This is a genomic window from Massilia horti (assembly GCF_004614195.1).
Taxonomy (GTDB): Bacteria; Pseudomonadota; Gammaproteobacteria; order Burkholderiales; family Burkholderiaceae_D; genus Telluria; species Telluria horti.
The window spans coordinates 1-20,058 of the sequence record NZ_SPUM01000100.1; the positions used below are offsets into that span (position 1 = coordinate 1).

Consider the following 20,058-nt stretch of genomic DNA (forward strand, 5'->3'; position numbering starts at 1 on the left):
AGAAAGCGGACATTTCTACTTTGCTAGAACCGGACATTACAACTTTGCTCTTACAGGGTGCGCACCTGTGCGCCCGCGGTTCGCGAACGCAGCGCAGTGAAAACGACAGCCGCAAGCCAGCACCCGACGGAGCTGGTGGATCGAACTCAACGTATTCGAGTTCCTAGGGTGCGCACCAGTGCGCACGAGGACGATCGATCCGCCCGGGCCGTCAATCCCTGACCATGATGCGGTTTTTGACACCCGTCACGGGGCCGAAACGTGACGGGCGTACGATGCTGCGTCATGTCCCGCTATCGTCGTCCACTCGCTGGTCCGGCCTTCTTTTTCACTGTCGTTTCCTACCGCCGTCGTCCGATCCTGTGCAATGAATCGATCCGATTGGCGCTCAGGAGCGCAATCGAAATGGTTCGCGCTGTGCATCCATTCTCAATCGATGCGTGGGTTCTTCTTCCGGATCACCTGCATTGCGTGTGGACCCTGCCGGCTGGTGACAGTAATTTTTCCGTTCGCTGGTTAAAGATCAAGCGGTGGGTGTCGATATGCGTGCGCGACGATTTCAGGGACCAAAGATTGTTGACTCGGTCAAGTGTTGTACGACGAGAGTCGACGATCTGGCAGCGGCGTTTCTGGGACCACCGGATTCGTGATGATGTCGATTACGGACGGCATCTCGACTATGTGCATATCAATCCGGTGAAGCACGGGCATGCAAAGCGAGCTGCCGATTGGCCGTATTCGACATTTGGACGGTATGTTCGGGAAGGGGTTTATCCGGCGGATTGGGGTGGGGCGGCCGATTTGTCGGAAATGGATTATGAATGAGCCAACATGACGCACACGTACCGCGTGCGCACGGGTGCGCACCCTACGATGTTCATGCGTAGGTGCGCGGTGCACGATTAGGATTTCGCGTCCGCATCTGCCCGTGTCACCAATACGGCCACATCCCCGCCGCGCGCTCACGGCTCGGCGCGGTGCCGGCCAGCAGCGCGCGCGCATGCTGCAGCACCACGCTGGCGCGTTCGGCGTCCGGGTCCCAGATGCAGCGGTGGTTGCGGCGGTCGAGCGGTGCCCAGCGCGCGATGTCGGCCTTGCTGAACACGACCACGCTCTTGAGCTTGAGTCCGGCGGCGATATGTGACACACCCGTATCATTGCACACCAGCAGCCGCGCACGGCTCATCAAGGCCGCCATCGCGCCGATCGAGATCGGGGCCGCCGCGTCGATCGCCGGCGTGCGCATGTGCTCCGCCACCTCGGCCGTGGTGGTCGCTTCGCCGGCCGATCCGGTCAGCACCACCGCCACCCCGAATTCGTCGGCCAGCCGGTCCGCCACGGCGGCGAAGTGGCGCGCCGGCCAGCACTTCTCGCTCCTGCTCGCGCCCGGATGGATGCAGATGTAGCTGCCCGGCGACAGCCTGGCGCCGATGCCCCGGCTTTGCAGTTCTTCTTCGTCCTCGCTGCCGACCGGGAACTCGAGGTGTTCGCCGGCCGCTGGCGCGCCCAGTCCGAGGACGAGCTGCAGCAGGCGTTCCGGTTCCGCTCCGGTGTCGGGATAGGGGAGCAGCATGGTCTTGTCCGTGTGCACCGCCTCGCCGCGGGTGTAGCCGGCCATCGCCGCGGCGCCGAAGCCGGCCACGATCTCGTTGCTGACTTCGCCGCTGCCGTGCAGCTGCAGCGCCAGCGAAAGGCCGCGCTCGCACATCCCGGCATAGAAGGCGGTCAGTTCGGCTTGGCGCACGGGCTGCTCCGGGAGCAGCGGGTGGCCGGGAAAGGCGACAAATTCGTCGACGTAGCGCGCGAAGCGGTCGGCGAACTCTTGCGCCCAGGGCAGGCCGACCAGCGTGATGCGCGCCGATGGCAACGCGGCGCGCAGCGCCCGCAGGGCGGGCACGGCGCACAGCATGTCGCCCAGCCGCAGGGCACGGAAGAGGGCGACCGACCGGATGTCGGGCCGCTGCAGGAGTGGTCGGCGGTTCACGTGTTCCTCCATTAAAAGGTTCCCTTGTAAATCGCGCAGCTGGCGCACACGGCCGGCGGGGTGGGCGAGGACAGCTGGTCGCGGAACGCCTCGTAGGCTGCCCCGTGCCAGATGTCGGCGACGCCGCGCGCGGCCATGTCGCCGAAGTTGATGCGGTCCGGGGTTGCGACCATGCAGCACGGCATGGCCTTGCCGTCATAGCTGACGTAGGCGCCGCGCCACGGCCAGTCGCAGCGCTGGGGGCCGGGGACGTCCGGCGCGTGCACGCGCGCCACCAGCCGGGGCAGCTTGAGCGGAAGGCCGAGCCGCTCGGCCTCGGCGCGGGTCGCGTTGAACACGTCTTCGGCATGCGGGCGGTCGGCTTCGGTCAGCATCTCGGCGTCGACGAAGTCGCGCATCGGCAGGTAGCGCGCCGGCAGCGTCGCTTCGCCAAAGTCGTGGCACAGCTGCTGCACCGCCAGGCTTTCCGCGCCTTCGCGCGCGGCCAGGCGCACCAGCGCCGGCAACTGGTCCAGGTTGCGGCGCATGAGCACGGCAACGAGGGGAATCCGCGGCAAGAGCGAGCCCAGGCGCTCCCTGGCCTCGACCAGCCGGCGCAGGTTGCGCAGCACCTTGTCGAAGCGCGCGCGCACCCGGATCGCCTCGTAGGCTGCGGCGCTGGCCGCGTCGATCGAGACGTGGATGCTGGACAAGCCGCTGCGCACGCAGCGCACCGCCTGTTCCTCGGTCAGCACGGTCAGGTTGCTGTTGGTCGACACCGCGATCCCGCGCGCGGTTGCCAGCTGCACCATGTCGAAGAAGCGTGGATGCAGCAGCGGCTCGCCCAGGCCCTGCAGGTGCAGCTCGGCCAGTCCTTCGAACTGGTCGAGCAGCTTGCGGAAGGTGTCGTAGGGCATGAAGGCCGCGGGGCCGTGCTGGCCATCGGGCCGGAACTGGACCGGGCACATGCGGCAGCGCAGGTTGCATTGGCCGACGGGCTCGATCTGGACGAAGCGCGGCAGTGGCGTGCTCATGGCGTTCTCTCATGGGATTAACAGGCGGTCGAGCACGTTGCGCGTGATGCGCTCGACCACCGGCTCGCGCCCGCTGCCCAGCACCTGCGCCCAATCCGTGGTGCCGGCGCAAAACACGGTGCCGCCGCGTTCGAACAGGCCGAGCGTGGCCGCGTGCACGCCTTCCCCGGCGGCGTGGCGCGCGCGCGGCGGACGCTCCTGCCAGCGCGCGTCCAGCGGACTGGCCGCCAGCAGCTGGTAGCTGGCCGGCGTGCCTTCGTCATCAACCCACGCGGAGAGCAGGGCCGCGCCGGTATCCGGATCGAACGCGTCCAGCGGCGCGCCGTCGCATTCGTAGCCCACCAGCGGCGGCTCGCTGTGCTGGCCGAATGCTTCGCCCCGTTGCAAGCCGGTGCCGGCGAACACCCAGTGCTCCGGCTGCTGCACGATGTAGCCGCGGGTGGCGCGCGCGCCGTCCCACCAGCCGCCGCCGTGGCGGTAGCTCACGCCCGAGAGCGTGTCTTCCGGCCGGCCCGCGCCGCCGGGCGGCCACCAGTGGTCCAGCGCGCCGCGCGGCCCGCCCTGGTGGCACACCATGGCCGTGCCATCGTCGACCAGGTGCACCCGCCACCAGCACAGGTTGGCCGCGAAGAACGCGACGTTGCCGCCGCCCGTGACGAAGTCCTCGACCGCGTCGCGGGTGGCGGTGCTCCAGTATTCGTCGTGGCCGCTCGAGACCAGCAGCCGGTAGTCGTGCAGCATGTCAGGTTGCGCATGGAGGTCCAGGTCGGTGCAGAACTGCGGCGCGTAGCCGTTCCTGGCCAGCCAGCCGATGAAGCGCGCATCCCAGTGGGCGAAGGTCTGGCGCGGCGAACCGGGATCGTAATGGTCGGGGGCGCCCCAGGTGGGCCCGCCGATGCCGCCGCCCGGCCGCAGCAGGGATACGCGCGCCCCCGGCGGGTCGCTCGAGCGTGGCGGATTGAAGTAGTAACAGCCGCCGCCGCTGCAGTTGTAGGCGTGGTAGGTGGCCAGCGGCAGTTTGTAGAGCATGCCGCCCGGCTGCTCCCCGCGCACCACGAACAGCGCCGCCGCGCAATCGAGCGCGAGGTCGAAAGGTGCTCCGCCCGGCTCTTCCAGGTGGGCGATGTAGACCGCCGACGGCCAGTCGGCCGGAATGGCCAACGGGTAGACCGGCCAGCGCCAGTCCTGGTCAGCGCCGCGCTCTGGCGCGTCCTCGCCCGCCATCCATCCCGATGCGTGCACCGGCACCGGGCCGTCGCCGTAGCGGTAGAAGCGCACCCGGAAACGCGGGCTGTCGGTCGCCACGTGCAGCAGCAGCTGCTCGCCGGGCGCCACGCTGGCGCGGGCGGGATAGCCGCGGATCATTCGGGCAGCTCCGGCTCGACGCGCTTGCGCACCAGGAACGGCGGCATCGCCAGCGCGTGCAGGGGCATGCGCCGGAACGCGGCCACGGCCTCTTCCGGCGTTTCGACGATCGGTTCGTCCTTGCCATTGAACGAGGTGTTGAGCAGGACCGGCACGCCGGTGCGCGCTTCGAAACCCTTGAGCAAGGCGCGCAGCAGCGGATCGTCACGCGGGCCGACCGTTTGCAGCCGGGCGGTGCCATCGACATGGGTGATGGCCGGCACCAGCGCCGCCATCTCCGGATGCACGGGCGCGGCGAACTGCATGAATGGCGACGGGCCCGCCACGCCGAAGAAATCAGAGACGCGCTCTTCCAGCACGACCGGGGCCAGCGGCCGGAACCACTCGCGCTGCTTGACGCTGGCGTTGACCCAGTCGCGCACGTGGCCGTGGCGCGGATTGCCCAGGATGCTGCGATGCCCCAGCGCGCGCGGCCCGAACTCGCTGCGCCCCTGGAACAGGCCCACCACCTTGCGCGCGCACAGCAGGTCGAGCATGTGCACGGCGAGCACGTCGCGCCCCGGCGGGCGCTCGACGATCAGGTCGGCGCAGTCGGCCAGCGCCGCCTCGATGGCATCAAGGCGCGGCTCGGGCCCCAGATAGTCGTTGGTCCAGCGCCATTCGCAGCGCTGGCCGGCCAGCTCGACAAGGCCATACAGCGCGCAGCCGATCGAGGTGCCGGCGTCACTCGGCGCGGGCGGGATGAAGACGTGCTTGAACGGCGTTTCGCGCAGCAGGCGCTCGTTGGCGGAACAGTTCAGGCCGGTGCCGCCGGCAAAGCACAGGTTGTCCATGCCGGTCGTGGCGTGCAGCCAGCGTGCCACCTGCAGCAGCGCCTCTTCGAACGCGCGCTGGCCTGCTGCGGCCAGGTTGGCGCAGTCGGAAAAGCGCACGCCCGGCTCGCCGTAGCGAAAGCGTGCCCGTTCGCGCAACTGCGCGCGCCATGCCGCCGGGATCATGACGTGGAAGCCGTCGACATCGAGCGGCGGCAGGCCGAGCGCGCGCGGGTCGCCGTGCGGCGCCAGCCCCATGATCTTGCCTTCGTTGCCTTCGCCGGGGAACATGGTCTGGGTCAGCAGGAAGTAGAACATGCCCAGGCCGACCAGCTCTGCATCGTCGCGGTTCCAGACCTGCTTGTCGATGCATTCGATGCGCTCCCGGTCGGCGCGGTAAAACGAGGACACCTCGCGCCAGTCGCCCGGCACGCCGACCGCACCGTTCCAGTGCTCGGTCAGCGCGGACACCTGGCTGCCCTGGCCGTCCACGATCATCACCGCCGCATCGCGAAACGGCGAGGGATGGAACACGCTGTAGACGTGGGCCAGGTGGTGCGAGATGCGCCTGCTCTGCCAGCCGGGCGCCAGGCGCAGCGTCTCGCGCAGTTCCGCTTCGTACAGCGGCAGCTGGCCGATCTCGGGATCGGACGAGTAGCATTCGACCAGCACGTCGATCGGCCGGTCCAGCCCCGGCAGGCGGGGCGCATAATGGTCGCGGAAATCCCCCGGCTTGCCCCAGTGGTGCTTGTGGCGCGTCAGCCTTTCCTTCTGAATTGCCCATACCAGCTGCGAACCGTGCATCAGGCAGACGCTCGCGTCCTGCGTGCGGTTGACCCCGAGCACAACGGGCGCATCGTTCATCGTGATCTCCTGGTTGGCCATGGTGGCGACCCGGCGGCCGGCGATCCGGCGCTCCAGCTCACTGTTGGAGCGTGATGAGCTCATTAAGTTCGTGGCGGACGCGAGCGGCTGGGCGAAACCAGTATGCGAAAACGAGGTCTTAAGGCTATTTGTCAAGGAGGCCGATCATGGCGCACGTCAATCCGGTTCAGATTCAGAAGTTTTTGAAGGGCATGGACTATCCGGCGTCCAAGGCCTCGCTGATCGACAAAGCGAAGAGCGAAGGGGCGGACGCCAACGTCTGCGCATCGCTCGAAATGCTGCCGGACGAAATGTTCCAGACACCGGCCGACGTCAGCCAGGCGTTTGGGCGCTTACCGGATGATGTGACCGGCGGGCGTGACGAGGGCCAGGAACACAAGCGCGATACCAGGCATGAAGCCAAGCCGAAGGAGGCCGAGGCCAAGCACGAAACAAAGCATGAGGCCAAGCACGAGACAAAGCACGAAGCCAAGCCGAAGGAGGCTGAGGCCAAGCACGAGACCAAACACGAAGCCAAGCCGAAGGAGCAAGCCGAGGAAAAGCACGAGACCAAGCACGAAGCCAAGCATGAGACCAGGCATGAGGCCAAGCCTCACCTGGGCAGCAATGAATTCCTGATCGAGGCGCTCCAGGACTCGATGGCGGAAGTTAAGATCTGCGAAATGGCGATGGAAAAGTCGCAGAACCCCGAGGTCAAGCACTTTGCCCAAAGAATGATCGACGAGCACGGCCGCATGAGCCGCGACATGGAAAAGCTGGCGACCGACAAAAAGCTGGAAGTGCCGCGCGCCATCCGGCGCGAGCAGCAGATGACGGTCGACGAGCTGTCGGGCGTGGAAGGCACCGTGTTCGAGCAGCGCTGGATTCAATACGAAATCGACGTGCACGAGCGCGACATCAAGGTGTTTAGCCACTACGCCGATACCGAACCGGACCCGGAAATCAAGAAAATGGCGAAGGAGGGTGCGCGCATGTTCGGCGACCACCTGAAGCGGGCGCACGACGTGGGCAAGAAGCTGGGCCGTGCCTGAGGGAGGCGAAAGAAGGTATCATCGAGAGAACTTTTCTCGCTGATACCAACCCATGCTGCAGACGCCCGCTTCGTTCATTCCGCTCCTGACTCGCCAGTCCCACCCCGACCCGCTGACTTTCCTGTTCCACCAGGGGCGGCTGCTGGTGTCCGAGCCCGGCCTCGCGTTGCCGGATACATCGGTACTGGCGCAGTTGGACGTCGATCCCGAACGCCTGCTGCCGCTCGGCCTGTGGAATGGCCGCTACTGCCAGGCTGGCTGGACCGATAGCGAAAGCGTGCCGCCCGGCTTTGCCTGGCGCGGCCTGCGCTCGCTGTTCGGAACGCTTGACGACCAGTTGCTGGGACTGGCCGGGCGCGCCTCCCAGGTCGCCGAATGGGCGCGCACCCACCGTTTCTGCGGCGCCTGCGGCAGCCCGACGCTGCTGATGGCTGGCGAGCGCTGCTTCAAGTGCGTCGCGTGCGGCCACATGGCCTACCCGCGCATCTCACCGGCGATGATGGTGCTGATCAAGAAGGGCGATGCAGTCTTGCTGGCGATGCACGTGCACTCGCCCTCCAAGCGTTTCAGCCCGCTGGCCGGCTTTCTCGAGGCCGGCGAATCGATCGAGGAAGCGGTGCACCGCGAAGTGGCCGAGGAAGTGGGCCTGCGGGTGCACAACCTGCAATACTTCTCGAGCCAGTCCTGGCCTTTCCCGCATTCCCTGATGATTGCCTTCACCGCCGACTACCTGGACGGCGAGATCCGCGTCGACCGCAATGAAATCGCCGAGGCGCGCTGGTTCGGCCCCGGCGACGAGTGGCCGGAGCGGGTGCCGCACGTGTCGATCTCGAGCCTGCTGGTCGACACGCACCGTCCGCCCGGACGCTAGCAATCTCAGGCGACCGCCACCGGCTTGGCCGGCTGTTCCGGCTGGACCGCCAGCGCGCCATCGAGCACCACGGTCCGGGGCGTGTCCTGCGGTTTGGCGCCGGTGCCGCGCATCTGGATCGCACGCTGCAGCAGGTCGAACCAGAACGGCGCGCCGAACAGGGTGGTCGAGGCGGTCACCATCCAGCCGGCCAACTGCAGCGCAAAATCGGCGTTCAATGCCGGCGGGAAGCTGGTCCAGCCGATCGGCAGCGCCCAAAGCGCCTGCAGGGTCTCGGGCGTGAGCGCGCCCGGCACCGTGCTGATCTGGCTCGCCAGCGGGTGCTGCCACAGGGTGCGGAACAGGTGGATGCTGTCGATGTTGAACAGGACCGCCAGCAGGAACGAGATCAGCACCGAAATGAGCAGTTGCTGGCGCTTGTAGACGCCGGACAAACGATCCATGGCATTGTCGAACCACGCCGCCAGTGCGTGCTGGAACTGGGGCAGGTCGGCCGCGCGCCGGTACAGCCCCTGCATCATCCGCCGGATCTGATCATCCGGAATGGCATCGATCGCCCTTCCTAACGAACTGTAGTCGCCAGGCGTCTGCTGGATGCTGTCCACCAGCGCGATCGCGAAATTGGCCGGCTCGATATACGACGGCATGCTCTTGAGCGAGCCTGCCTCGGTACCGCCGCCATGCGGATTGACCAGCGGGTGCGCGTACACGGCCTGCGCCAGGCTGGCGAAGTTCGGGTCGTTGAGCATGCTCTTGACCCCGTCAAGCAGGGTGTTGGCGCGCAGCCGGAACGCCGACGCCAGCGCTTCTTGCAGCGCGCTCACGATCAGGGCGACCGTGCCAAAGCAAAACGTCAAACCAATCGCAACTTCCAGGACTGTGCTGCCAAACATGGGCGCCTCCTTGGCGAGTGAGTCAAAACTCGATACACGCTAGCGCATCCGGCTAACGGATGAGGTCGGTTTGCTCAAACTTGCTCGAACAAAAGGCAATGCCGGATACATTTGCGGCATTTTCTATATACTCTCGGGATTGCACATTTAGGGTTGAACATGTCTGACAAAGAAGCTTTCACCGAACACGACTGGCGTCGCCTGCTGACCAGCCTGGGAGAGGATCCGGACCGTCCTGGCTTGCACGAAACGCCGGCACGCGTTGCGAAAGCGTGGAAACACTGGACTTCCGGCTACGACCAGGACCCGGCCGAGATCCTCAAGGCATTCGAGGATGGCGCCGAGGAGTACAACGAGCTGATCGTGGTGCGCGGCATCCCGGTGTACAGCCATTGCGAGCATCACCTGGCGCCGTTCTTCGGCAAGGCCACCGTCGGCTATCTACCCAATGGCAAGATCGTCGGCCTGTCCAAGCTGACCCGTCTGGTCGACGTGTTCGCCAAGCGCCTGCAGGTGCAGGAGCGCATGACGATCCAGATCGCCAACGCGCTGATGGAAGTGCTCGAGCCCAAGGCGGTGGGCGTGGTCGTCAAGTGCCGCCACATGTGCATGGAAAGCCGCGGCATCCGCACGCCCGGCGAGGAAACCGTCACCTCGGCCATGCTGGGCGAACTGCAACCCAACCTGGCCCTGCGTACCGAGTTCCTGGCGCTCGCCCGCGACTGACCCCTGGCGGCGCCGGCCGGGCGCCGCTTTTTCATCGCGGCGCCATGGCGTCAAATCGGGAACCTGTTCCAGATCGGCTGTCTCAAAGTCGTATTTGGGACGATCGAGATGGCCAGGCCAGAATTCCCGAGCGACATTTCGCGCGAGCAGTTCGAACAGGTGCGCGACATGCTCGAAGCAGCGCGCCGCAAAACGCGTCCACGCAAACACGACTTGTACGACGTATATAACGCCGTCCTGTACTTCCTTCACACCGGTTCCGCCTGGCGCAGCATGCCGCCCGAGTTCCCGCCCTGGCGCACGGTTCACGAATATTTCACGCAGTGGACCATGCTGCGCGAGGGCGACCGCACGCTGCTCGAGCAGACGCTGGAAAAGCTCGGCCGCACGCAGGAACTGGAGCGGCTGCGCAAACTGCTGGCACCACGATAGAAGGGGACAGGCGACTGCTCCTGGCTGCCGGCATGTCGTCCCGCGCCCTGGTTTTTACTGCTGAGCGTTGGCCTGCACGCTTGACTGGCCGCGCAGGAAACGTCGTCCCTATCCACGCAAAGCCCGCTATCCGCAGCGCCTTGCCTTCTCCCCGCCGTCCGGCCGATTCCGCAGGCCGGCTAGATCACTTCCCTTCTGGACTGACCACTTGACGGAATAATAACGCGGCAAAAATCTTGGTGGTCTGACCACTTGTTGTTTTTTTGCCTCGGCGGTTTACCAATTCCTCAGCCCGCCATAAATTTCACATTCTTCCATTCCAACAAGAGATTGTTGGCTTTGCACGGCAGATTGCAGTGAAAACTGCGGAAATTCCGCCAAAATTGCAGATTCGTCAATCAATTTGAATGTAAAAAATGCATCCCTCGGCCGCCACCTTGGGCGTGTCCAAATGCGATTTTGGTTGTACTTACGGAAACTATAAGTAATCATCGGGCGTGACCGCTCAGAGTTTTGATTGCTCTCGATACGACCTCTCAGAGTTTCGGGTGGCGCCTACCGCAATAGCAGAAACAAGAAAGCGCTAACAAATGTATAGGAGACTGCATGCGTAACAAGAATCAACTGCCGGCCATGACCGTGCTTGCCACTGCCCTGCTGGCCATTGGCAGCAGCGCCCATGCCCAGACCGCCACACCCCAGGACGAACCGCAGACCGTGGTGGTGACCGGCCTGCGCGCCTCGCTGGAAAGCGCGCTCAATGCCAAGCGCACCGAAAACAGCATCGTCGATGTCATCAAGGCGGAAGACATCGGCAAATTCCCCGACACCAACCTGGCCGAGTCGCTGCAGCGCGTGCCCGGCGTGGCGATCGACCGCGATGCCGGCGAAGGCCGCAGCATCACGGTGCGCGGCCTGGGCCAGGACTTCACCCGCGTGCGCATCAACGGCATCGAGGGCCTGGCCACCACCGGCGGCACCGACAGCTCGGGCGGCAACAACCGTGGCCGCGGCTTCGACTTCAACGTGTTCGCTTCCGAACTGTTCAGCTCCCTGACCGTGCGCAAGAGCTCGGCGGCTGACGTGGAAGAAGGCTCGCTGGGCGCCACCGTCGACCTGCAGACCATGCGTCCGTTCGACCTCAAGAAGGGTTTCAACGCCACCGCGATGCTCAAGGCGCGCTACAACGACCTGGCGAAGAAGACCAATCCGCGCGGCGCCTTCATGGTGTCGAATACGTTCAACGACAACACCATGGGCTACCTGATCTCGGCGGCCTACTCCAAGCGCACCATGTTCGAAGAGGGCTTCTCGACCGTGCGTTGGGATAACGGTTCCTCCTCCGGCGGCTGGTGCGCCCCGATGGGCGTGGGCAGCTCGACCGCGACGACTTGCGCCCCCGCCGGCGGTGGCTTCCCGGCCGCCGACCGCCTGCCGGCCAGCGCGGGCGCCACGGATGCCTACAACCAGTCCAGCAAAAACGAAAATTTCCATCCGCGCCTGCCGCGCTACGGCCGCCTGACCCACGACCAGGACCGCCTGGGCGTGACCGCATCGTTCGAATGGAAGCCGATGCGCGGCACCCGCATTTCGCTCGACATGCTGTACGCCGATTTGAAGGCCACGCGCGAGGAGAGCTTCCTGGAAGCGATCTCGTTCAGCCGTACCGCCACCCAGGGTGGCAAGCCGCAGACCTCGGTGGTCCAGGCGCAATATGACGCCCAGGGCCGCCTGTTGTACGGCGTGTACAACGGCGTGGACATCCGTTCCGAGAACCGTTTCGACGACCTGTCCACCAAGTTCACCCAGCCGACCCTGACCATCGCGCACAGGTTGAACGATGACTGGACCGTGAACGCCCGCATCGGACGCGCCCAGTCCAAGTTCGCGAATCCGTACCAGACCACGGTGACCCTGGACGCCCCGAACGTCAATGGCTATACGATCGATTTCCGCAACAGCGACCGCCTGCCTTTGATCACCTATCCGTTCGATCCGTCCAAGACCGGCGTGCTGAACATCTACGGCGTGCCGGCAGGCGCCACGAGCGTTGCCAATGCCACCCCGAGCGAAATCCGCATCCGCCCGCAGGGTTCGAACAACGTCAACGATGTGCTCCACCTGGACGCGGCCTGGCGCGCCAACGACACCTGGACGCTCAAGGGGGGCGTGGACCTCAAGACCTACAAGTTCGACACCTATGAGTATCGGCGCGGCACCGAAGTCATGTACGGCCTGCCGGCCGGCACCAGCCTGGACAGCGTGACCCGTACGGTCACCGATTTCGGCAACGGGCTCTCCCTGCCTGCCGGCACCATCACCAGCTGGGTGATTCCGGACGTGAAGGCGATCACCAAGCTGTACGACGCTTACTGCAACTGCCTCAAGAGCGGTCCGGCTAACGGCCCGGGCGACTTCACCTTGGCCTCGATTACCAACGGCAACGCGCGTGGCAACAACCGCGCCATCAAGGAACAAGACAATGGCGTCTTCCTGATGGCCGATTTCGACACCGAGGCGGCCGGCATTCCGTTGCGCGGCAACGTCGGCGGCCGCTATGTCAAGACCAAGGTGACCGCCCAGGGCTACCTGGCCACCGGCGGCGGCACCCCGGTCACTGCCTACAACGACTACAAGGACTTCCTGCCGTCGTTTAACCTGACCGCCAGCGTCACCCGCGATTTTCTGGTCCGCCTGGCGGCCGCCAAGGTGATGTCGCGTCCGCCGCTGGGCAACCTGAACCCGGGCGGTTCGATCTCCACCGCGGGTTCGCCGTCCATCAACTCCGGCAACCCGGTGCTGAAACCGTTCCGCGCCAAGACTCTGGACGCCTCGTTCGAGTACTACTTCGGCAAGAACGCGTTTGTGGGTCTCGGCTTGTTCCAGAAGAATATCGACAGCTACATCCAGGGCGTCCGCCAGTCGATGCCGTTCAACCAGACCGGCTTGCCGATGTCGCTGCTGCCGTCTAACTGGAACGGTACCGAAGTGTTCGACGTGACCTCGTTCGCCAACACGCCGGGCGGCAAGCTGCGCGGCTTCGAACTGAACTATCAGCAGCCGTTCACTTTCCTGCCGTCCTGGGGCCGCAACTTCGGCGTGGTCGCCAACTACACGCAAGTGGAGTCGAAGATCAACTACCTGCTTGCAGCCAACGTCGCCAACAGCGGCATGGTGCAGGATGACCTGGTTAACCTGTCGCCCAAATCGTCGAACGCCACCCTGTACTACGACGACGGCAAGCTGAGCGCGCGCCTGACCGGCGCCCGCCGCGCGTCGTACCTGCAGGTGGTGCCGGCACAGAACAACAACGACGTGCAAGGCAAGAACGCCACCTTCAACGTCGACCTGTCTGTGTCGTACAAGTGGGACGACAAGCTGGAGTTCACGCTGGAAGGCGTCAACCTGACCAATGAGGCCAACGACCAGTTCGTGAGCCGGGCGCGCAACAGCGTGCTCGTGCATCACGTGACCGGCCGCGAGTTCCTGGTCGGCGCCCGCTACAAGTTCTGACGCTTCTTGCGCGCTAAGCCACGGCGTTCCCGCCGTGGCATCCGTTCACGGCCCCGTTTGCGCGGGGCCATTTTTTTTCATGGATGGCATCCCTGGCAGCGAGCCAGGTTGATCCTGATTACGTTCTGTCGCAATTGGCGTAGCACGGCTGGGCTCGCCTGCGTTAAGCTGAGCAAATCAAGCCCATTTCTTCCTCAGCGGTACCACCATGTTTGAACACCTCAACCTCGTTTTATTTTCCGTAATCAACGCGCCTGCCGGACTGGCCGGTTGGCGCCTGTCCGGCGCCGTATTCGCCGCCGAATGGCTGATCCTGCTGGTGCCGGTGGTGCTGGTCCAGCTCTGGATCGTTGGCGGGGCCAGGCAGCGCCAGGCGGCGGTGCGCGCTGGCCTGGCGGCCGGTGTCGCCCTCGCGATCAATGCCGTGATCGGCCTGCTCTGGTTCCATCCGCGGCCGTTCATGGCCGGAATCGGCAACACCTTCCTGCACCACGCGCCCGACAGCTCGTTCCCGAGTGACCACGGCACCATCATGTTCACCGTGGCGCTGGTGCTGTTGACCAGCACGCCGCCGCTGGCGCGCCGCTGGGGCGCGGTGCTGCTGCCGGCCGCGCTGGCGGTCGCGTGGTCGCGCGTGTTCCTCGGCGTGCACTATCCGATGGACATGTTTGGCGCCTTGCTGGTCTCGCTGGCGGTGGTGCTGCTGTTTAACGGCCGCGTCGGTGCGGCGCTCTGCGGGTGGCTGCTGCCGCCGATGGAAACGGTCTACCGCCGTGTGCTGGCAACGCCGATCGCGCGCGGCTGGCTACGGCCGTAATTGCCGGCGCCTGGCCCAACCTGCGCCTGATCATTTGGCCGCGGCATTCGCCGCGGCCTGCTCGAACACCAGGTTCTTCTTCCCGTCCAGCCGGAACATCCCCAACTGCTGGCCCAGTTCTCCCTGTGGCGGGTCGATCTGCGTGCAGCCCTGCGTATCCACCTGCCACACCTGTTCCGTGGTGCGCAGCGTGTACACCTGTTCGCCGCTGGCGAACAGTTCCACCTCGACGTCCGACAGCGGCGCCTTGCCCAGCACGAGCTGGCGCTGGCAGTCGGGCAGCCGCGACACCATCAGCCGCAGCGTTACCTGCTTGCTCCAGAAGGTGTCCTGCTGGGCGCGCAGGCTCAGCGCGTGCTCGTTGCCGTCGATGTAATAGCTGGCCGATTGGTTGACGCAGCCGGCCAGCAGCAGCGGCGCGGCCAAGCCCAGTGCTTTGCGCATGTCGATTCCTCTTTGATGCTCTATTGCATCACCGCGACCAGTATAGGTTGCTTCAAACGCCGTACGCAACCGCCGGCCGGACACGGCGCTCGTGGCGCGCTCCCCCGTTTTGGGATTTGGTAGATGATCAATCCGTAAGGCAGGTTGCAGGCTCAGGCAGGCTGTCTGCATCAAAGCTTGATCACGTGCCGCGGCCCACATCACTCATCCGTAGGAACTGCCGGTGGACCCGGCAGGTCAGACGGGTTCTTTGTCTTTCCTTCAATCGAGCACAGCCATGCCACAAGACGAGCAAACCCGGATCGAACGGCCTGTCGAGGCCGCTCCCATGCCGTATGCGCCCCCGCAGAATGTCCTGCTCCGCGTCAACGGCCAGAACCATGCACTGATGATCGAGCCGCGCGTGACCCTGCTCGACGCCCTGCGCGAGGTGCTGGGCCTGACCGGCACCAAGAAGGGCTGCGACCACGGCCAGTGCGGCGCCTGCACGGTGCTGGTCGACGGCCGCCGCATCAACTCCTGCCTGACGCTCGCGATCATGCAGGAGGGCAGGGAGATCACCACCATCGAAGGATTGGCACAGGACGGCGCGCCGCACGCGCTGCAGCAGGCCTTCATGGACCATGACGCCTTCCAGTGCGGCTACTGCACGCCGGGCCAGCTCTGCTCGGCGGTGGCGCTGCTTTCCGAGGCGGCCGGCGGCCAGGCCAGCGCGGTAACAAAGGGCGATGCGCGGAGCGGCGCGCTGTCGGACGAGGAGATCCGTGAACGCATGAGCGGCAACCTGTGCCGCTGCGGCGCCTATCCCAACATCGTGGCGGCGATCCGCAACGTGGTCGAACGCACCGCCATGCCCGGATCGTAAAAGGGGGCGGCCCGTGCAATCGATCTACTACGACAGGGCGCGCGACGTCGACCACGCGATCGCGCTGGCACGCCAGCCGGGCACCATGTTCATCGGCGGCGGGACCAACCTGCTCGACCTCTACAAGAGCGGCATCGAACGGCCGCTGCGGCTGGTCGACGTGAGCCGGCTGGCGCTGGACGGCATCGAGGAACTGCCGGATGGCGGCTTGCGTATCGGCGCCACGGTCTCCAACACCATTGCTGCCAACCATCCGCTGGTGCGCGAGCGCTACCGCGTGCTGTCCGAGGCGCTGCTGAGCGGCGCCTCGGCCCAGCTGCGCAACATGGCGACCGTCGGCGGCAACCTGCTGCAGCGCACGCGCTGCTATTACTTCACCGACCCCACGCTTGGCGCCTGCAACAAGCGCGAGCCCGGCTCCGGCTGCGCCGCCAAGGACGGCTACAACCGCATCCACGCGATCCTCGGCGCCAGCGAAGAGTGCATCGCCACCAACCCGTCGGACATGAGCGTCGCCTTGTGCGCGCTCGATGCCATCGTGCGCCTGAAGGGGGAGCACGGCGAGCGCCAGGTGCCGATTGGCCAATTCCACCGCCTGCCCGGCGACCATCCCGAGTTGGACACGGATATCCGGCCCGGTGAACTGATCACGGCGGTCGACCTGCCGCCGCCGCTCCCCGGCCGCTCGCATTACCTCAAGGTGCGCGACCGCGCCAGCTACGCCTTTGCGCTGGTGTCGGTGGCCACGGTGCTGGACGTGCAGCGCGGCGCGGTACGCGAACTGCGCCTGGTGCTGGGCGGCGTGGCGCACAAGCCGTGGCGCGCGATGGAGGCGGAAAAAGAATTGCGCGGCAATGCCTTCGACGAGCTGACGATCGAGCGCACCGCGCACGCCGCGGTGGCGGGCGCCCGCCCGTATGTGCACAACGCGTTCAAGGTCGAGCTGGCGCAGCATGCCATCGTGCGCGCGCTGCGCACCGCGGGAGGACTCGCATGAGCTTCGTCGGCGCACCCGTCAACCGCACCGACGGCTGGGCCAAGGTCAGCGGCGCAGCACTTTATTCTGCCGAGCATCCGGTCCCGAACCTGGCGCACGCGGTGCTGGTCACCAGCACCGTCCCGAGCGGACGCATCACGCGCATCGACACGCGCATGGCGGAGCAGGTTCCCGGCGTGCTGCTCGTGATGAGCTATGAGAACGCCATGCGGCTGCCGCCTGCAACCAGAATGGGCAAGCTGCAGCCGCCGATCGGTCGCGCGCTGACGCTGCTGCAGGACGACCGGGTTTATTACAACAACCAGCCGGTTGGCGTGGTCGTGGCCGAGACCCTGGAACATGCGCGCGAAGCCGCGGCGCGCCTGCAAATCGAATACGAGCGTGCCGACGCGGTGCTCGATTTCGAATTGGCCAAGCAATCGGTCCATCCGCCTGGCACCATATTGGGCGAAGACCCGGACACCAGGCGCGGCAACCTGCAGACGGGCCTGCTGACGGGCAGCGCGCGGGTGGAGGCGACCTACGTCACGCCCTACGAGAGCCACAACCCGCTCGAGCCGCACGCGACCATCGCCGCGTGGGAGGGCGATCGCCTGACCCTGTACGACTCGACCCAGTACATCAAGGGCGTGCAGCGGATCGTGGCCGAAACGCTTGGCATGCCAGCCGACCGGCTGACCGTGTTCTGCCCCTTCACCGGCGGCGGCTTCGGCTGCAAGGGGTCCGTGTGGTCGCACGTGGTGCTGGCCGCGATGGCCGCGCGCCAGGCGGGGCGCCCGGTCAAGCTGGTCCTGGACCGAAACCAGATGTTCGGCCCGGTCGGCATGCGCCCCGCCACCGAGCAGCGCATGCGGCTGGCGGCGCTGAGCGATGGGCGCCTGACCGCTTCCAGCCACGACGTGACCTCCTACACTTCCGTTATCGAGGACTGGACCGAGCCGTCGGCGCTGGTCACCCGCATGATGTACGAGTCGCCCACCCAGGAGACCTCGCACCGGCTGGCCAAGATGAACCTCGGCACCCCGACCTTCATGCGCGCGCCCGGCGAAGCCACCGGCACCTATGCGCTGGAGTGCGCGATGGACGAACTGGCATACGAGCTCGGCATCGACCCGATCGAGCTGCGCCTGCGCAACTACACCGAGCGCGACCCGGACAAGGGCTTGCCTTTCTCGAGCAAGTCGCTGCGCCAGTGCTACGAGGTTGGCGCGCAGCGCTTCGGCTGGCACGGCCGCAATCCGGCCCCGCGCTCGATGCGCGAAGGTGACAAACTGGTCGGCTGGGGCATGGCTACCGCCACCTACCCGATGCGCCGCATGGCGGCCAAGGCCAGCGTCGTCATGTATCCGGACGGCTTTGCGATCGCGCGTTCGGCCACCCAGGACCTGGGCACCGGCACCTACACGGTGATGACCCAGGTCGCCGCCGACGCGCTCGGCGTGCCGCTGGCGAACATGCGCTTTGAACTGGGCGACTCGCGCATGCCGGATGCGCCGGTGTCGGGCGGGTCGATGACGGTGGCGAGCGTTTCGTCCGCCGTGCACGCGGCGGCGGGCGCCCTGCGCCACAAGCTTGCCAGCATTGCCTGCGCCCATCCGCACTCGCCGCTGCACGGTGCAGTGCCTGAGGAGGTGGGTGCTGACGCTGGCTGGCTGTTCCTGTCCGGTGATCCGTCCCGGCGCGAGCCGATGGCGCTGGTGGTTGAACGCCACGGCCAGGGCCCGATCGAAGCGACCGCGAACGCCGCGCCCGGCGAGGAAAAGAACAAGTATTCGATGCACTCGTTCGGCGCGGTATTCGTCGAGGTGCACGTGGATGAACTGCTGGGCGAAATCCGCGTGCCGCGCGTGGTCGGGGTGTACGGCGTGGGCCGGCTGCTCAACCGAAAGACCGGCCACAGCCAGCTGATGGGCGGGATCGTCTGGGGTCTGGGCATGGCGCTGTTCGAAGAAACGCTGATCGACAAGCGCATCGGCCGCGCGGTGAACGGCAACCTGGCCGAGTACCATGTGCCGGTCAATGCCGACGTCGGCACGATCGACGTGCAGGTCGTCGAGGAGCACGACCCTTACGTCAATCCACTGGGCGCCAAGGGCATCGGCGAGATCGGCATTACCGGTGTGGCGGCGGCCGTGGCCAACGCGGTCTACCACGCCACCGGCAAGCGGGTGCGCGACTTGCCGATCACGCTGGACAAGCTGCTGTAGGCGATCGACTGGCAGCGTGTCCACTCAGGCGTAGGGTGCGCAATTTTGATCACGCGGTTCGCGAACGTCGCGTAGTGAAGCGGTAGCCGCAAGTCAGCATACGGTGACCGCGTGCGCACAGGTGCGCACCCTACGCAGCCGATCGAACCGATAGTAGCTCAGCCTAGGGTTTGAGCAGCACCGAACCCACCGTCTGCCCGCTCTCGATCAGCCGATGCGCCTGCGCCGCGTGCGCCAGCGGCAGTTCCTGCCCGATCCGCACCCGCAGCCCCGCTGCCAGCCGCTGCAGGGTCGCCTGTGCGCCTTCGCGGTAGCGCGCGAGGTCGCTCATGAAGCGAAACACGCCGGGCCGGGCGAATGCGATCGAGCGGTACGGTCCCAGTTCGGCCGGGTCGAGCGCCGCGATTGTTCCCGCCACCTGGCCGATGCTGGCCACCATCCCGTACGGCCGCACCGCGTCCAGCGTCTGGCGCAAGGTCTCGCCACCGATGCCGTCGATCGCCAGGTGCACGCCTTCGCCCTGCGTGAACTTGCGCGTTGCGGCGACAAAGTCCTCTTCCCGATACAAGATGGCGTGGTCCAGCCCGTGCGCGCGCGCAAGCTCGGCCTTGGCCGGGCTGCCCACGGTGCCGATCACAATCGCGCCGAGCGCCTTGGCCCACTGAACCAGGATCAGCCCCAGTCCACCTGCGGCAGCGTGCACCAGCACCGTATCCCCCGGCCCGATCTTGCGAACCCACGCGAACAGCATGTGCGCGGTGATCCCGCGCAGCATGACGCCGGCAGCCGTCTCGAACGAGACCGCGTCCGGCAGCACGATCGCGCGTTCCGCCGGCAGGTTGCGCGCATCCGCGTAGCTGCCCACGGGAGCCCCGGCGTAGGCCACGCGCTGGCCGGGCACGATTTCCCGCACGCCCGGCCCGACCGCCTCCACCACGCCTGCCCCTTCCGCACCAAGCGTCGCGGGCAGGTTGGGCAGCGGGTACAAGCCGGTGCGGTGGTAGACGTCGACAAAGTTCACGCCGATGGCGGCGTGGCGGATGCGGATCTGCCCCGGGCCAGGCGGCGCAAGTTCGATCGGCTCGCAAACCAGTTGCGTGTGGTCGCCGTGGGCATGGATGCGAACGTGTTGGATCAGGTCGTTCATGGAAGGCTCCTCAAGTGATGATGGTTGCCAGTCATGGTAGATGGTGCAAAAATCGT

16 protein-coding genes and 1 pseudogene are annotated in these 20,058 nt (G+C 66.1%); 10 read left to right on the forward strand and 7 right to left on the reverse strand.

Annotated features, from left to right (window positions below):
* Nucleotides 1–285 precede the first annotated feature (285 nt).
* Nucleotides 286–825, forward strand: coding sequence for an REP-associated tyrosine transposase (locus tag E4O92_RS14425; RefSeq protein WP_135190437.1), 540 nt, complete (start codon nt 286–288; stop codon nt 823–825).
* 106 nt (nt 826–931) lie between these two features.
* On the opposite strand, the gene E4O92_RS14430 is transcribed toward E4O92_RS14425, so the two are convergent.
* Genes E4O92_RS14430 through E4O92_RS14445 form a run of 4 tightly spaced genes read right to left on the reverse strand, consistent with a single transcriptional unit; the run spans nt 932 to nt 6,122 of the window.
* The gene (locus tag E4O92_RS14430; protein WP_135190438.1) at nt 932–1,984 is read right to left on the reverse strand and encodes a glycosyltransferase family 9 protein; all 1,053 of its coding nucleotides are present in this window, start codon (nt 1,982–1,984) and stop codon (nt 932–934) included.
* A gap of 11 nt (nt 1,985–1,995) precedes the next feature.
* Complete coding sequence (locus E4O92_RS14435) at nt 1,996–2,997, reverse strand: radical SAM protein (RefSeq protein WP_135190439.1); 1,002 nt, start codon at nt 2,995–2,997, stop codon at nt 1,996–1,998.
* Between the two features lie 9 nt (nt 2,998–3,006).
* Entirely contained in the window at nt 3,007–4,362 is a 1,356-nt protein-coding gene (locus E4O92_RS14440; RefSeq protein WP_135190440.1) for a N,N-dimethylformamidase beta subunit family domain-containing protein, read from the reverse strand.
* Nucleotides 4,359–6,122 carry a carbamoyltransferase family protein gene (locus E4O92_RS14445; RefSeq protein ID WP_229483373.1) on the reverse strand — a complete coding sequence of 588 codons (1,764 nt, stop codon included), beginning with the start codon at nt 6,120–6,122 and terminating at the stop codon, nt 4,359–4,361. Before E4O92_RS14445 ends, E4O92_RS14440 begins: the two co-directional genes overlap by 4 nt.
* 83 nt (nt 6,123–6,205) lie before the next feature.
* On the opposite strand from E4O92_RS14445, the gene E4O92_RS24865 reads away from it, so the two are divergent.
* Nucleotides 6,206–7,090 (forward strand): DUF4142 domain-containing protein, encoded by an 885-nt coding sequence (locus tag E4O92_RS24865; RefSeq protein WP_167759798.1) that lies wholly within the window; start codon nt 6,206–6,208, stop codon nt 7,088–7,090.
* Between the two features lie 52 nt (nt 7,091–7,142).
* A complete protein-coding gene (gene nudC, locus E4O92_RS14455) occupies nt 7,143–7,961 on the forward strand; it encodes an NAD(+) diphosphatase (protein ID WP_135190441.1) in 819 nt (272 codons plus the stop codon).
* A gap of 5 nt (nt 7,962–7,966) precedes the next feature.
* On the opposite strand, the gene E4O92_RS14460 is transcribed toward nudC, so the two are convergent.
* Entirely contained in the window at nt 7,967–8,854 is an 888-nt protein-coding gene (locus E4O92_RS14460; protein WP_206076880.1) for a hypothetical protein, read from the reverse strand.
* Nucleotides 8,855–9,013: 159 nt separating this feature from the next.
* On the opposite strand from E4O92_RS14460, the gene folE reads away from it, so the two are divergent.
* The 4 genes and pseudogenes from folE (at nt 9,014) to E4O92_RS14480 (ending at nt 14,342) form a co-directional block, all read left to right on the forward strand.
* The gene (gene folE / locus E4O92_RS14465) at nt 9,014–9,580 is read left to right on the forward strand and encodes a GTP cyclohydrolase I FolE (protein ID WP_135190442.1); all 567 of its coding nucleotides are present in this window, start codon (nt 9,014–9,016) and stop codon (nt 9,578–9,580) included.
* 108 nt (nt 9,581–9,688) lie between these two features.
* Nucleotides 9,689–9,964, forward strand: a pseudogene (locus E4O92_RS14470) (transposase); the annotation flags it as partial.
* Nucleotides 9,965–10,618: 654 nt separating this feature from the next.
* Complete coding sequence (locus E4O92_RS14475; RefSeq protein WP_206076881.1) at nt 10,619–13,525, forward strand: TonB-dependent receptor; 2,907 nt, start codon at nt 10,619–10,621, stop codon at nt 13,523–13,525.
* 208 nt (nt 13,526–13,733) lie between these two features.
* Nucleotides 13,734–14,342: a phosphatase PAP2 family protein gene (locus E4O92_RS14480; RefSeq protein ID WP_135190444.1), complete on the forward strand. Its 609-nt coding sequence runs from the start codon at nt 13,734–13,736 to the stop codon at nt 14,340–14,342.
* A gap of 30 nt (nt 14,343–14,372) precedes the next feature.
* On the opposite strand, the gene E4O92_RS14485 is transcribed toward E4O92_RS14480, so the two are convergent.
* The gene (locus E4O92_RS14485) at nt 14,373–14,786 is read right to left on the reverse strand and encodes a hypothetical protein (protein WP_229483375.1); all 414 of its coding nucleotides are present in this window, start codon (nt 14,784–14,786) and stop codon (nt 14,373–14,375) included.
* Between the two features lie 217 nt (nt 14,787–15,003).
* Here E4O92_RS14485 and E4O92_RS14490 point away from each other — a divergent pair, with 217 nt between their 5' ends.
* The 3 genes from E4O92_RS14490 to E4O92_RS14500 are packed head-to-tail and all read left to right on the forward strand — an operon-like array spanning nt 15,004 to nt 18,855.
* Nucleotides 15,004–15,651: a (2Fe-2S)-binding protein gene (locus tag E4O92_RS14490; RefSeq protein ID WP_370660012.1), complete on the forward strand. Its 648-nt coding sequence runs from the start codon at nt 15,004–15,006 to the stop codon at nt 15,649–15,651.
* A 13-nt stretch (nt 15,652–15,664) separates the two neighbouring features.
* Nucleotides 15,665–16,648: an FAD binding domain-containing protein gene (locus E4O92_RS14495; protein WP_135190446.1), complete on the forward strand. Its 984-nt coding sequence runs from the start codon at nt 15,665–15,667 to the stop codon at nt 16,646–16,648.
* Entirely contained in the window at nt 16,645–18,855 is a 2,211-nt protein-coding gene (locus E4O92_RS14500; protein WP_135190447.1) for a xanthine dehydrogenase family protein molybdopterin-binding subunit, read from the forward strand. Before E4O92_RS14495 ends, E4O92_RS14500 begins: the two co-directional genes overlap by 4 nt.
* A gap of 163 nt (nt 18,856–19,018) precedes the next feature.
* Here the strand turns inward: E4O92_RS14500 and E4O92_RS14505 are convergent, their stop codons facing one another.
* Nucleotides 19,019–20,002, reverse strand: coding sequence for a quinone oxidoreductase family protein (locus E4O92_RS14505; RefSeq protein WP_135190448.1), 984 nt, complete (start codon nt 20,000–20,002; stop codon nt 19,019–19,021).
* Nucleotides 20,003–20,058 lie beyond the last annotated feature (56 nt).